Source organism: Neptunomonas qingdaonensis, assembly GCF_900113275.1.
Taxonomy (GTDB): Bacteria; Pseudomonadota; Gammaproteobacteria; order Pseudomonadales; family Balneatricaceae; genus Neptunomonas; species Neptunomonas qingdaonensis.
On the sequence record NZ_FOOU01000005.1, the window covers coordinates 296,221 to 310,086 of the forward strand.

Below are 13,866 nucleotides of genomic sequence, written 5' to 3' on the forward strand. Positions count from 1 at the left end.
ATTGCTTTATTTCTGATTCACATAAGTTCCCGGCGCTTCACACAATGAGTCATCTATAGGTTGAGCAGCGATTTTCTCACCCGAATGCTTTTCTAGCCATTGATGCCACTCTGGCCACCAGGATCCCTCAACGGCATTGTTATTTTGAATCCAGGAGTCTGGGTCAACATAGCGATCTTGTTTGGTTTCTGTGGCAACACGATAATGTCGGTGCTTGTGTCCCGGTTCACTCACAATACCGGCATTATGCCCTCCGCTAGTGAGTACGAATGTGACGGCCTCACTATCGGACAGCAAATGAAGCTTGTAAACAGATCGCCACGGAGCAACATGATCCTTCTCTGTGCCTACTGAAAAAATAGGCACACTGATATCCCGAATCGCAATCGGTTTATCGTTAACAAGGTAATGCCCTGACGCAAAATTGTTATCGAGAAATAGCTCTCTCAAGTACTGAGAATGCATTTTATAAGGCATTCTTGTCAGATCAAGGTTCCACGCCATCAGGTCATTAATACTCTCTTTTTCACCGAGCATATAATGATGAACAATCCGCGACCAAATCAAGTCATTAGAACGTAGTATTTGAAACGCCCCTGCCATCTGAGATCCATCCAGAACCCCTTGATCCCACATCATTTTTTCAAGGTAAGAGACTTCACTCTCGTTGGTGAATATCATCAATTCCCCGGCTTCACTAAAGTCGACCTGCGCAGCAAAATGCGTCATCGACTTAAGACGATCATCTCCATCTCTCGCCATAGTAGCCGCCGCTATCGATAGTAAAGTCCCGCCTAAACAATAACCTGTTGCATGCACCTGCTGTTTAGGGAAAATTTTACTGATGGCATCCAGTGCCGCCATCACGCCTTGCTCTCGATAATTATCCATACCCAGATCCCGATCTGCGGTAGTGGGATTAAACCATGAGATCATAAAAACAGTATGGCCATTTTCAACTAAATATTTCACCAATGAGTTTTCCGGCGAAAGATCAAGAATGTAGTACTTCATAATCCACGCAGGAACGATAAGAATTGGCTCCGGATAAACCTGATCAGTCACCGGCGAGTACTGTATCAACTCCATAATGTGATTTCTGAAAACTACTTTACCTGGTGTTATGGCAACCGTTTTACCTGGAATATAGTCATCAGCCCCCTCGGGAGAACGCCCTGCACTATACTGATCCATATCTTTAAGAAAGTTTTGCAAACCCGACACCAAATTAGCTCCACCCTGTTCTATCGTAGCCTTCATCACCTCAGGATTAAGTAAGGGATTGTTGCTCGGGGAGTATCTGTCTAAGATCTGCCTGGCGATGAATGAAATACTTCTCTCATCTGCCTCAGATAAGCCGTCAATATCTGTTGTAGCATTGTGCCACCATTGCTGAGTGAACAAAAAATTCTGATAGATATAGTTGTACGGCCACTGCTGCCATCCAACGTCTGAAAATCGATTATCCTGAGGCAAGGGAGTAATGCACGGTTTACTCTGGTTTTGTAACAACACGGGGCTAACCCGATGCATTTTTACTATTTTTCGCAACATTTTCTCAATTAATCTCACTTGCTTTCCCGGCGACATAGCAAGGTGAGAAGCCCATGTAAAATACAGACTCATTAAACCCGCAGGGGAAATTCCTCCGGTAACATGTGCCATGTTTGCTTTGAAAACGTTATCTAATGCCGTTACTGAAAAATACCCGGAATCCACATCCTTCGAATCAAACCCGGATACATCGTTGATGTCACCCCTTCTAATCGCCACTGCGTACCTCCTGATGTGTAAAAAAACGATTCAAACGCCTTATTTAATTATCATCCTTATAGCGACCTGATGAATTGACCCTAATCACTCTAGGCGAACAAAACCACCTAATTTTTAATGGACAAGGTAGCTGTTATTAATCACTCGATTAAAAAACCAGACTTGAGCATTTATTGAGTTGAAATCTGATCACGTTTAGTGGCGTTGATGGCGTTGATACATAAACTTACTCTTCCTCATCGATGACATCGGCGTGGGACGAGGCTTCAAACTCATCGATTTGCCCGAAACTTTCAAACCAGAAGGATGAACTGACGACACTAAACTGACGCGTTAATCCGTCATCAGCCAACTGCTGTAACTTCCATACAATACCCGGGGCTTGAGGAAACTGCTGACCCTTAATTTGCTCATCATAAAGACGATGTAATAAGGCATTATCACTCAACCCGCCCGCCAATAGACGTACCATCGAAGCACAGGGCGATTCATCAAATATAGCCATATCTTCAATATCACCGGCCCTGACATTAACGATAAATTCAACACCGGTAGGTTGTGCAAAAATACCATTAAACGCTTCTCGTAAGAGTGCATAAGCACTAAAGAAACGCTCATGATATAAGCAATCGGAATACTCCTCCCATAAGCGATCATCTGATATATCGTGGCTTAGTTGCTCGATCTTGCCTGCTGTTAGCTCATCATTTGCTAATTCATCAGCAAATAAATGCGTCAATACCACTTTTGCAGCTTCATCAGCCTCCAAGTCATTCAGAGACATCATACACATCTCTCTAAGCTCAGCGGCATCCATTCCTTCTAAGCCATCATCAAGCCCCATCATTTCCATGAGGGCATGATAATCCTCAGTAGACCACGCATTTGCAATCTTGTTAATTTTACGGAAAGAATCAATCTGGACGGTAAATAGAGCTGGCATCGGATACTCCTTGTTAAACGCTTAAACCGTTGTGTTATACAAGAAAAGTAATCTCAATTTACTCATTTCGCAATACTGTATGAAGATTAAATAATAATGATTCCAGCCGATCTCAAGGGCCAGTAAACAGTTATAATCTATTGATATTAATAGCTAAAATCACTTTTTCTTAGCGCAATAATTAAACATATTTAACACGCTATCGCACATATGAAATATTGCTGAATTATAACCACATAAGGCATTACTTATGCTTTATGTTAGCAAGTGCTAGAATTGCTCCATTTTTGATAACATTTATCGTAACCCTGGTCAGTTATTCCTATGTCGGCTCCTATGTCAAACATCATGCAAACCACCCCAAAAGCTTCGCAAAAACAGGCGGTTAAGCCCTTACGCTTCATTCCTTTTCGTAAAAAGGATGTGATTGAGATGTGCCTTTCTGGCGGCGGGCTGGAACAGCAGCAACGCCAGCAATTTAGAGAAGTAACCTCCCAGATCGAAAAACTATTTCATATCACCTTTCTGCCTCGTCACGAATCGCTTAAGGAAAGCTTTTCAAGCATTAATCCTGATTCGGATACAGTAAAAGTAGACCTTCCATCTACCATGCATAATGAGGACCCCGCCTTTGTTAAACAATTAGAAGCGCTGCTAGAAAAAGCTAATTATGAAAAAATCAATGAAGAAACCATAAAGCAGGCATTAAATCACGACTCCTTGATGAAAGTGCGCTTGGATGTTGATTTCAACGACTTTTCAGAAGTCCTCCTTTTTGCCCGCGGCGAAGATGAAAAAGAGGAAACAATAGCCAGTTTATGGGGATTCAGGAAAACAAAAATACGCTTCATAAACTATGAAAGAGTGATTATTTTCATCCGCTTTCATGAACAAATAGACCTGAAGCGACAACAAACTTTCAACTTGCAACCAGGCGGTGTCATCCTAAAGTTATTTAAAAACGTTCCCAGAGCCGACCTGGAGATGCTGTTCCCCAACACGGCCGTAAAAATGCGTTTTATTGATAAAGTATTTATCGGTGTTCCTGCCGTCATCAGCGGCGGTATTGTTTTATCAACTAAGTTAGGTGGTTCGCTGCTAATCTTGGCGTCATTATTTGGTTTTTGGCTGGGGCTGAAAAGCGAGCCCGTTGAGCTGGATAAAGCGGCATTAATTGTTTTACTCGCCGGTTTAGGGGCGGTTGGCAGCTATTTATGGAAACAGTTTTCTAACTTCAAAAATCGTAAACTACAGTTTGTTCAGACACTGACAAAACATCTGTATTTTAAGAATCTTGACAACAATGCAGGTGTCTTTCATCGCCTCATAGATGATGCTGAAGAAGAAGAATGCAAAGAAGCATTTCTTGCTTATTTCTTTTTACTACTATCATCCACGCCCATGACCAGACAGCATCTGGATTTATCAATAGAGTCGTGGTTTTCAGAAAAATGGGGATACCCTATCGATTTCGAGATTGATGATGCTTTGGAAAAACTTCTCAACCTTGGTCTGGTAACTATACAAGATGATCAGCGCTTATCTGCTGTGAACTTAACAAAGGCCCAGGAAATATTGGCACAACAGTGGCTTTGCTTAGGGCGCAGTTAACAAAACATCGCAGACCTGCCGCTTCTGCGCAATAATTAAGGTATATCTCGGTTTTTTAAATAAAAGTCTAGATATTGAGCATGCACTCAAGTTAAATATTACTGTTAGCTTATTAAACATAGGCTTCTCTTTACGTTTTTGAAGAAAGGATTTTTGTGAGCCGTTTACGCTTTTGCTTAGCTTTATTGATATCAGTATTGGCACTGAATTGCCCTGCTAAGGAAGTTCAACCAGTTTCATTGCAGCTGCTCTGGAAAAACCAGTTTCAGTTTGCAGGCTACTATATTGCCAAAGAAAAAGGGTTTTATGCAGAAGAGCAGCTAGAAGTCGATATACGCGAATACAAACACGACACTGACATCGTAGGTTCCGTTATCAACCATCAGGCAGACTTTGCTGTTGGACGTTCATCTATTCTTGTCAGCAAAGGTAACGGGGCTCCCATCACAGCCCTGTTTGCTACGTTTCAGAAATCCCCCTTTATGCTCATAACTCGCGGCGATATTAAAACCCCGGCAGAGCTGAAGGGTAAGCGCGTGATGTTGACAAATGAGGCGCATGAGGTCGCCGAAGTACAGGCGATGCTGATTAAAGCGGGTGTATCAGCGAATGACTATATTCATCAAGAACACTCATTTAACATCTCAGATCTTATCGATAACAATACAGATGTAATGGGCGCTTACACCTCAAATGAGCCATATCAAATGCAGCTTCAACAGCAGCCTTACGCCATTATCCATCCAGCCGATTATGGGTTTGACATGTACAGTGACATATTATTTACGCATAACGACACCCTTAATAATAAACCATTATTAACCAGTAAATTTTATAAGGCTTCTATTAAGGGTTGGCTGTATGCTTTTGAAAATATTGAAGAAACATCAAAAATAATTTTTGAAAAATACAACAGCCAAAATAGAACCCTGGACGCATTGATCTATGAAGGCATCGCATTAAAGAAACTGGCTATGACCGGTGACACTCCTTTCGGAGAGATCATCCAAGAGCGCTTTAAAGAGATGGAAAATATTTATCTTATTAGCGGTCACCTTACCCCCTCCTTCGATATTTCAAATTTTATCTATCAAGGCAACCGCTCCTCTGATGGCGACATGCTGGACAATTTTCCAGTATGGCAAACGGTAATCATCATGTTGATTGTCATTAGCTATCTGATTTACCGCAATAATGTTGCCAGCCTGCGTAATACAGAATTAATTGTTATTGCCGAGCATGATCAACTAACCGGTCTATACAACCGCCATAAGTTGATCGAGAGCATTTCGGAATATATCCAGTTATCGATCCGTTATGACTGGAAAATATCATGCATATTTGTAGATATTGATAACTTTAAAGTCATCAACGACACCTTCGGTCATAATGCCGGCGATCAGGTACTCAAGAATATTTCACAACTACTGGTAAAAACGCTTCGCCGCACAGATATTATTGGACGTTGGGGTGGAGAAGAGTTCGTTATTATCTTGCCGGAGACTGACCTACTCATGGCCGAAGAGATCGCTGCCAAACTTCGCATAGCGGTTTACGAAGCTAAATTCAGTATTGATCATACTATCTCATGCAGTTTAGGCGTGACCCAGTATAAGAAAGATGAAACGGTAGAAGAGTTTATTGGCCGCGCTGATGATGCGCTTTATATTGCCAAGCATGCAGGAAAAAACCGTACTGCTGTTTTGTAATCGCCACAGACAACAAGGGTAACGAAGCCAATACCTGACCCCGTTACCCCGTCTTGTCAAACGTGGTCTTGTAGCTATTGCCTCGTTACTTTTGCCTCGTTACTACAGAGGCTATAACTACGCTATTTTTGGGCTTTAGCCCATGAATCACGCAATGTTACCGTCCGGTTGACTACCAGTTTTTCTGCACTACTGTCGACATCAATGCAAAAATAACCCATACGCTCAAACTGATAGCGAGTTTCAGCAGCGGCGCCTTTAACGCTTGATTCAATTCTTGAATCTGTCAAAACCACTAATGATTCAGGGTTCAAAAACTCCATAAAACTGCGTTCTTTGTCGCCATCCGGATTTGCTTCAGTAAACAAGCGGTCATACATCCGCACTTCGCAAGGAACTGATAACTCTTCAGAAACCCAGTGAATAACACCATTGGGTTTATAGCCTTCTGGGTTAGCGCCTTTAGTAGCCGGATCGTAGGTGCACAATAACTCAATCACCTCACCCGCATCGTTTTTAATCACTTCATTGCAGGTAATGACATAAGCGCCGCGCAAACGAACAGCATCGCCTGTTGCTAAGCGCTTCCACTTTTCATGTTTGTTTTTAGCAATCGGTTTTACTTCTATAAAGTCTTCTTGCTCGATCAACAAGTTACGTGTCAGACCGACCCGACGTACACCCATAGTGTCATCTTTGGGGTGCGCAGGAAGCTCAAACCATTCCTCCACGCCCTCTTCAATGTTAGTCAACGTCACTTTAAGTGGACGAGTGACACACATAGCACGCGGCGCTGATGAGTCCAGATCTTCACGAATAGCCGATTCAAGCATCCCCATATCGACGACACCGTTGGAGCGGGTAACACCGATCATATCGCAAAATTGACGTAGTGATTTGGGTGTATAACCACGACGACGCAAACCAGAGATAGTCGGCATACGCGGATCATTCCAGGCAGCAACGACCTGATCGTCGACTAACTGCTTCAGCTTACGCTTGCTGGTAATAGTGTAATTCAATTCCAGACGTGAAAACTCATACTGTTTCGGTTTCGCTGGAACCGGTAAATGTTCTATAAACCAATCGTACAAAGGACGATGGTCTTCAAACTCCAATGTACATATGGAATGTGTAACGCCCTCTACCGCATCTGACTGCCCATGAGCAAAATCATAAATAGGGTAAATACACCATTTATTACCCGTCTGGTGATGGCTTGTATGTAAGATGCGGTAGATCATCGGATCACGCAGATTCATATTTGGCGCGCTCATATCTATTTTTGCGCGCAGAGAGCAGGCACCCTCTTTAAATTCAGCATTTTTCATTCGCTCAAACAGCGACAGGTTTTCTGCAACAGAGCGGTTACGGTAAGGACTGTCTTTACCAGGTTGAGTAAAGTTACCTCGGTACTCACGTGCTTGCTCAGAACTCAAGTCACATACATAGGCGTTACCGTTCTTAATCAGATGCACTGCCCAGTCATATAATTGGTCAAAGTAGGACGAGGTATAACGAATATCGCCAGCCCATTGATAACCTAACCAATTGATATCACTGATAATGGAATCGATATATTCCTGACTCTCTTTTTCAGGGTTAGTGTCATCAAAACGTAAATTGCAGACACCCTGATATTTTTCGGCTGTACCAAAGTTCAGGCAAATAGCTTTTGCATGCCCGATATGAAGGTAACCGTTGGGCTCTGGTGGAAAGCGTGTCACCACTTTCCCTTCATTTACATTATTCTTAATATCATCTTCAATAATTTGATGGATGAAATTTGTAGGTTTCTGGTTCGATTCGTTTTTAGACATGTTATCTGCGTATATCCGAAACTGTTTGCCGGACCTGATGAGATCCAATATGAAGCTGCATTATAAACACTTAGCAGTTTAACTGCACACTGACAACCAAGAGAATTAACATGTAAAGATTAAGTAGTTTAGTCCGTGCAGAGATGTAAGACTTGCGTATAATAGCTAGACAACGACTGAGAACACAAAAGGAATCATTCATGATAATTCTCCATACTAACCACGGCGACATCACTATTGAACTCAACCATGAAAAAGCGCCTGCTACAGCTGCTAATTTTGAGCAATACGTGCGCGATGGTTTCTATGACGGCGTCATTTTCCATCGGGTAATTGATGGTTTCATGATTCAGGGAGGTGGATTTGAACCAGGCATGGTATCAAAAGAGACAGGAGCGACTATCGAAAACGAAGCTGATAATGGTCTATCTAACCAAGCCGGAACCTTAGCGATGGCTCGCACTATGGATCCGCACTCAGCATCAGCACAGTTCTTTATCAACGTATCGGATAACACTTTTCTTGATCACACAGCCAAAACGACTGAAGGCTGGGGATATGCTGTTTTCGCAAAAATAGTCGATGGTATGGACGTTGTTAATAAAATTAAAGGTGTAAAAACGACCATGACCGCTGGTCACCAAGACGTTCCTGCAGACGATGTGATTATTGAATCCGCAGAAGTGACTAAAGAGTAAGCTCCGAACGTTATGAAACTACTGTTTATTTCAGATCTTCATCTGAAAGCCGAACGCCCGGATATTACCCGGGCGTTTTTACACTTTCTAACGGAGACAGCTTCAGAAGCTGACGCGCTTTATCTTTTGGGTGATATTTTCGAAGCCTGGATAGGCGATGATTTACCTCTGCCAGAATTTGAACCTATTCTTGCCGCACTGAAGTCATTAAGCGACCAAGGTTGCCAACTTTATTTCCAACACGGTAACCGGGATTTTTTGGTGGGTGATGCTTTCCTGCAAAAGATCGGTGCGACCCTGCTAAAAGAGAAACAAATCGTTACACTTCCTATCGGGCCTGCGCTGCTGATGCATGGCGACCAACTCTGCACGGACGATAAAGAGTACCAGGAATTCCGAAGCATGGTCAGAGATGCAAAATGGCAAGCAGCATTTCTTGCCAAACCTATTAACGAACGTATTGCTATTGCCAAACAATTAAGGGCCGCCAGCCAACAACGTGCTACCGAAAAGTCTGACGAGATCATGGATGTCAATCCTGCAGCCGTTTGCGCAGTATTAAAAGAAGCGAACGTTGAGCTATTGATTCACGGCCACACCCATCGACCTGCTATTCATTACAACCAGACGGGCGAATCAACCGGCATTCGCGTCGTGCTTGGTGACTGGGATAGGCAACTATGGTATCTGCTATGTAATGAAAACGGCCTGACACTGGTCGACGAACCTATTGAATCTAACCCTGTTTGATACGGGCCTGTTAACACACAGCTAATACCTGGCTAACTCAAAACTCCCTGACTCGCCAACGATTTATTGAGCGTTTTTCAAGCCTTCGGTGGTATACCACTGTGAAACCGGAATACTTCATCTTCAGACTCAATCAGCCGGCCCTCGACCTCACGAAATAAAGCGATACGATCTTCAATAGGTTCGCCGGCATATACTTCTGCCAAGCTAAGATAGTCCTGATAATGCCGACATTCAGACTTCAGAAGTGAGCGATAAAACTTTGCCAGGACCTCATCCAGACGAGGTGCCAGTTTCGCAAAACGCTCACACGAGCGCGCTTCAATGAATGCACCCACAATCATAGTATCAATTAAGCGCGCCGGTTCATGGTTCCTGATATGCTTTCGCATCCCGCCAGCGTAACCAGAAGAGGATAAATGACAGTACTCAACACCGCGGGTTTGCAACAGCTCCAATACTTGCTCGAAGTGAATAAGCTCTTCACGTGCAAGTCGTGACATTTTATTTAAGAGATCTGTTCTATCAACATAACGGAACATTAATGTCATCGCCGTCGATGCTGCTTTTTTTTCACAATGAGCATGATCTATTAGAAGAATATCCTGATTCTCCAGTGCATGCTCAATCCATTGCGGTGGAGTCTCGCAAGCCAGAAATTCATGTATTTCGTTAAGCGCGTCCATCGATACCTACCTTAAAAATTTGGCGATATTATACACCCCTATAAAAGATTTTTTACATTCTGATTATTTCATCTACAATGACTCTAGGATGAACGGAAAATTAACAGGATGATATGCTTGTGGTAGACAACAGCGATTTTTCTGATGGAAATCCATTAGAACAGCAAGAGACTCTACTAGAAACAGTATTCAATAGAATCCCCCTCCCCACTTTCGTTTTGGATAACAATCACACAATCATCTTCTGGAACAAAGCATTAGAGCAACTCACCAATAAAAAGCGCAGTGAAATGATTGGTACCCAAAACCAATGGATCGCCTTTTATGCCACAGAACGCCCCACCTTGGCAGATTTAATAATCGAAGGCGGTAAAGACGAAGCTGTATCGCAACTTTATGAAAATAAATATAAAACATCAGCGTTAATCGAAGATGCCTACGAAGCTGAAGATTTTTTTCCTGACATTGGAGAAAAAGGAGAGTGGCTATCATTCACCGCTGCCAGTATCACAGATGCACAAGGCAAAGTTATAGGTGCTATCGAAACACTGACAAACATCAGTAAAGAAAAGCACAGCCAAATAGCTTTACAGGAAAGCGAAGAGCGTTATAAGCAGCTAAGCATTACAGATACCCTGACAGGGCTGTATAACAGGAGGCATTTTACTGAAAAGATGATCGCAGAATTAGAACGAACCAAGCGATATAATCAATATTTTGCACTCTGTATCATCGACCTTGATAATTTCAAACTAATGAATGATGCATACGGCCACTTATTCGGTGATCAAATTCTGCAAAAATTTGGTTCTATGATTAAAAATAACATCCGAAAAATAGATACGGCCTATCGCTATGGTGGTGAAGAGTTCGCCATTATTTTTCCTGGCACCTCACTCGAAGGCGCAGTACAGGTAGCCAACCGAATAAGGGTTGAACTCTCTGTTTTTGCATTTGCTAATGAAAATAGTGAAAAGCGGATCAGAGCTACCGCCAGCTTCGGCATTAGCACCTCCAGCGCGGCTGACAGCCAGATTGAAGAAGTCATTAAACGAGCAGATAAAGCACTCTATAAAGCTAAAAAGACAGGTAAGAATAAAATTGAAATTTTGAGAGATACAGCGTTTATGTCCATTCTAAACGGATAAATCACTCATCCATTAATGGTTCAACTAAATCGATCATAATCAGCCTCTTCCTGCCGCATTTTCATCCACCCTGGCATCTGCATACGTTCCAGTACTGCTTCCCACCCGAACGCCTGTTGCACGATTAACAAGTTAACCCGGATAACATCAGAGAGATCAGGATGACAGCATATTCATTTGCAAATACAAAGCCGTACATTGCTCTACCTTACTGCGGGACGGTTTTCGCCTGACAGACGTATACCCCATTAACTCGCCATTGCGAATATTAGGGATTACCGTGGCTTTCACCCAATAGTACGCACCGTCCTTACGCAGGTTTTTGATATAGCCATGCCACTTTTTTCCTGCCTTAATGGTAGCCCAAAGGTCATTAAACGTCGTAGCCGGCATATCAGGATGGCGTAAAATGCAGTGACTGGTACCAATCAATTCATTTAACGGATATCCAGACATATCAACAAATGCCTGATTAGCGTGAGTAATCACTCCTGACGGATCCGTTCGGGACACTATTAGCTTACCATCAGGGTATGGAACCTCCTGATCAACAATAGCCACATCTCTGATCGAGCCATCATGGTAGGTAATAAGCATGAAAAAAATAATCCCTCTCTAGAGTAGCTTGCCTATTGCTTCAGCGGCACGTTTAACATCGAGAAAAATAAGCCCTAAACGAGCATTAGGTTTGGCTACAACAGTCAGAACTGAATCACTATTCGCATGTGTCATTAAGATATAACCATTGACGCCTTTCACCAGTACTTGTTCAAGCTCTCCACGCGCAAGCTCCTGCGCCGTCCTTTCCCCAAGAGAAAGCATGGCCGCGCTCATGGCGCCTACTCTATCTTCATCCATGCTGGCAGGAAGTAAAGCCTCAATCATCAACCCATCCGTTGAGATGACAGCCGAGGCTTCAATCTCAGCAGACGTTCCATTCAGGTCACTAAGAATAGACCTCATCATTTCAGAACGCATAACAGCTTATCTCCATAATTTTATTAATAGCCGGGTTGAAGGTACAAGCTTCACGGCTCACTGATCAAGATAGCGACTCGCAAGTGCGCTGATTAACTCAACAAATTCATGCTGATTTAAATTAGGCTGCCCATGAATAATAACCGCAAACGACTGTGATCCTATGTGAATTATCCATACACCCAGCATGCTATTCCCGGCTGGATCAAGCAACCCCCATGACTCACCCATTAATTGTAACTCTTTATTTAATAATGACTGATGTCGCTGGTGAAGTGAAATAAGATCAGCAGCTAAGGCGGCTAAAGCATCTGCATGATCTCTATCAAAACCTGCAGATCCCAGGCAAAACCCCTGATCGTCTCCCAATACGACCTTGCCGGTCGCAGAAAGCGTCACCAGTATATCTGTCAATGTTGATTCCAGACTCCCCTGCCTTGGCTCTTTAGCTACCTGCACAAGCGCTAAAAACCTACGGGCGATGAGTCGATTAAATAACACGGCGGCGTGTTCTTTATCCAGATCTGCCAATTCTGCAAATATATCCATTGAGTGCTCAATCGGTATATCACTGCTCATTAGCTGCAATAACAAAGCACGAGCGTCATCTGGCTGAGAGTTCACCGTTGCATAATAGGCACCGCTTGGCGTGACTTGTAAGTAACGTTTATTAATGCCGGCTGTCGTCACATTATCCCCCTCCATAGATTAGCAAGAAACTTATACACTAAAACTCAAACTGCATCGCTGTAGTAGCCGCCGCCATTACGCCAAATACATATCGCTGTGGAACATTGAGCTGACTAACAATCTCAAATGCACTCATTGTACGGCTTTTCCATAAATCAATCACAGCTTGTACTTCTGGTATTGCAATATCTTTAAGGCAATCGGGAGCATGTTTCAAACGACGTGGTCGGGTTGGATCATCTCCGGGCAGAATACGCCCTTGTACTGTCCAAAGTCCGGCTAACCAAAGTAGGTCTTCCGCTGTCATTATGCGCTCAGAGAAACCTAAACCATCCTGCAAATCTTCTTCAAGAACATCGCCGTGCTTGATAGACAGTTCGCCGATCCCGAAACGACTTGTCATTACGGTATAAAGCACCTCTTCCGATAAGTTGGTGACAAAGCAGTCTGTCCATGGCAAATATTCCAGACGTAAATGCAGCCCATCGATTGAAAAAGACAGATCTTGTTTCCTGCCCTCTTCAACCGTTTTTCTGATCCAGGGCAACAACATGCCATCAGGGTTTATCTGCAAGCGACGTCGATCCGCCTCAATCGTCCAGTCGAGTTCAGGCAGATGACCGAAGACATTCGTCATGATTAACGACTGAGGCGAACTCCCCCCAGATTCCCGTGTTTTTTTAGCGTCAGTGTTTTGCAGCTTTTTTTGCTTTTCCAGAATCGGCGTTAGAGCAGCCGCACGCGTTTCGATATTTTTGGCACTGACTGAATGCAACAGATCAATATCAGTTGGCAGCCCTTTTTCAGAGTTGCTATGGGAATGATCATTTTCCGATAACCCAGAAACCACATCTGCCTTGGCTACAATCTGACTGATACTCGCTGGCTTAGTTTGCAGGTGTTGGGAAGGCGTATTCTGAGGTGGCTGGTAGTTGCCTAATGTTCTTTCAGCTTTCTGCCGTTTCATTGCCAGCTGGATATCTGCTACTTTCCTGGAATCAGACAATTCAGATGATAAACGTGCTTCTGCTGCCTCTGCTGCCTCTGCTGCCTCTGCTGC

The 13,866-nt window shown here is 43.3% G+C and carries 13 protein-coding genes; 5 read left to right on the forward strand and 8 right to left on the reverse strand.

Annotation, left to right across the window (positions count from 1 at the left end; genetic code table 11):
- Positions 1-6 precede the first annotated feature (6 nt).
- Both BM099_RS09975 and BM099_RS09980 read right to left on the reverse strand, forming a co-directional pair.
- Complete coding sequence (locus tag BM099_RS09975) at positions 7-1,773, reverse strand: PHA/PHB synthase family protein (protein WP_244889931.1); 1,767 nt, start codon at positions 1,771-1,773, stop codon at positions 7-9.
- A 226-nt stretch (positions 1,774-1,999) separates the two neighbouring features.
- The gene (locus BM099_RS09980; RefSeq protein ID WP_090727458.1) at positions 2,000-2,716 is read right to left on the reverse strand and encodes a hypothetical protein; all 717 of its coding nucleotides are present in this window, start codon (positions 2,714-2,716) and stop codon (positions 2,000-2,002) included.
- Between the two features lie 336 nt (positions 2,717-3,052).
- Between BM099_RS09980 and BM099_RS09985 the strand changes: the two genes are divergently transcribed.
- Both BM099_RS09985 and BM099_RS09990 read left to right on the forward strand, forming a co-directional pair.
- Entirely contained in the window at positions 3,053-4,327 is a 1,275-nt protein-coding gene (locus tag BM099_RS09985; protein ID WP_177201138.1) for a TMEM143 family protein, read from the forward strand.
- Positions 4,328-4,482: 155 nt separating this feature from the next.
- On the forward strand, positions 4,483-6,036 hold the full coding sequence (locus BM099_RS09990) for a GGDEF domain-containing protein (RefSeq protein ID WP_090727464.1): 1,554 nt from the start codon (positions 4,483-4,485) through the stop codon (positions 6,034-6,036).
- 122 nt (positions 6,037-6,158) lie between these two features.
- On the opposite strand, the gene BM099_RS09995 is transcribed toward BM099_RS09990, so the two are convergent.
- Positions 6,159-7,856, reverse strand: a complete 1,698-nt coding sequence (locus BM099_RS09995; RefSeq protein WP_090727466.1) for a glutamine--tRNA ligase/YqeY domain fusion protein — start codon at positions 7,854-7,856, stop codon at positions 6,159-6,161.
- A gap of 200 nt (positions 7,857-8,056) precedes the next feature.
- Between BM099_RS09995 and BM099_RS10000 the strand changes: the two genes are divergently transcribed.
- Positions 8,057-8,554: a peptidylprolyl isomerase gene (locus tag BM099_RS10000; RefSeq protein ID WP_090727469.1), complete on the forward strand. Its 498-nt coding sequence runs from the start codon at positions 8,057-8,059 to the stop codon at positions 8,552-8,554.
- Positions 8,555-8,566: 12 nt separating this feature from the next.
- On the forward strand, positions 8,567-9,304 hold the full coding sequence (locus tag BM099_RS10005; RefSeq protein ID WP_090727472.1) for a UDP-2,3-diacylglucosamine diphosphatase: 738 nt from the start codon (positions 8,567-8,569) through the stop codon (positions 9,302-9,304).
- 77 nt (positions 9,305-9,381) lie between these two features.
- Here the strand turns inward: BM099_RS10005 and BM099_RS10010 are convergent, their stop codons facing one another.
- Complete coding sequence (locus BM099_RS10010) at positions 9,382-9,990, reverse strand: MiaE family protein (RefSeq protein ID WP_090727475.1); 609 nt, start codon at positions 9,988-9,990, stop codon at positions 9,382-9,384.
- A gap of 119 nt (positions 9,991-10,109) precedes the next feature.
- Between BM099_RS10010 and BM099_RS10015 the strand changes: the two genes are divergently transcribed.
- Positions 10,110-11,138, forward strand: coding sequence for a sensor domain-containing diguanylate cyclase (locus BM099_RS10015; RefSeq protein WP_177201139.1), 1,029 nt, complete (start codon positions 10,110-10,112; stop codon positions 11,136-11,138).
- Positions 11,139-11,294: 156 nt separating this feature from the next.
- Here the strand turns inward: BM099_RS10015 and BM099_RS10020 are convergent, their stop codons facing one another.
- From BM099_RS10020 to BM099_RS20435, 4 genes are all read right to left on the reverse strand, one after another.
- Positions 11,295-11,735, reverse strand: a complete 441-nt coding sequence (locus tag BM099_RS10020; RefSeq protein WP_090727480.1) for a PAS domain-containing protein — start codon at positions 11,733-11,735, stop codon at positions 11,295-11,297.
- An 18-nt stretch (positions 11,736-11,753) separates the two neighbouring features.
- Complete coding sequence (locus BM099_RS10025; protein WP_054342130.1) at positions 11,754-12,116, reverse strand: roadblock/LC7 domain-containing protein; 363 nt, start codon at positions 12,114-12,116, stop codon at positions 11,754-11,756.
- 57 nt (positions 12,117-12,173) lie between these two features.
- Positions 12,174-12,806 (reverse strand): hypothetical protein, encoded by a 633-nt coding sequence (locus BM099_RS10030; RefSeq protein WP_090727483.1) that lies wholly within the window; start codon positions 12,804-12,806, stop codon positions 12,174-12,176.
- 37 nt (positions 12,807-12,843) lie between these two features.
- The coding region (locus BM099_RS20435; RefSeq protein ID WP_218150143.1) for a hypothetical protein at positions 12,844-13,866 on the reverse strand (1,023 nt) is incomplete at its 5' end.

What these genes read in the sequence shown, in the direction of transcription:
- BM099_RS09980 (WP_090727458.1), bottom strand. Translation starts at nt 2,716, where the DNA reads ATGCCAGCTCTATTTACCGTCCAGATTGATTCTTTCCGTAAAATTAAC.
- BM099_RS09985 (WP_177201138.1), top strand. Translation starts at nt 3,053, where the DNA reads ATGTCAAACATCATGCAAACCACCCCAAAAGCTTCGCAAAAACAGGCG.
- BM099_RS09995 (WP_090727466.1), bottom strand. Translation starts at nt 7,856, where the DNA reads ATGTCTAAAAACGAATCGAACCAGAAACCTACAAATTTCATCCATCAA.
- BM099_RS10000 (WP_090727469.1), top strand. Translation starts at nt 8,057, where the DNA reads ATGATAATTCTCCATACTAACCACGGCGACATCACTATTGAACTCAAC.
- BM099_RS10005 (WP_090727472.1), top strand. Translation starts at nt 8,567, where the DNA reads ATGAAACTACTGTTTATTTCAGATCTTCATCTGAAAGCCGAACGCCCG.
- BM099_RS10010 (WP_090727475.1), bottom strand. Translation starts at nt 9,990, where the DNA reads ATGGACGCGCTTAACGAAATACATGAATTTCTGGCTTGCGAGACTCCA.
- BM099_RS10020 (WP_090727480.1), bottom strand. Translation starts at nt 11,735, where the DNA reads ATGCTTATTACCTACCATGATGGCTCGATCAGAGATGTGGCTATTGTT.
- BM099_RS10025 (WP_054342130.1), bottom strand. Translation starts at nt 12,116, where the DNA reads ATGCGTTCTGAAATGATGAGGTCTATTCTTAGTGACCTGAATGGAACG.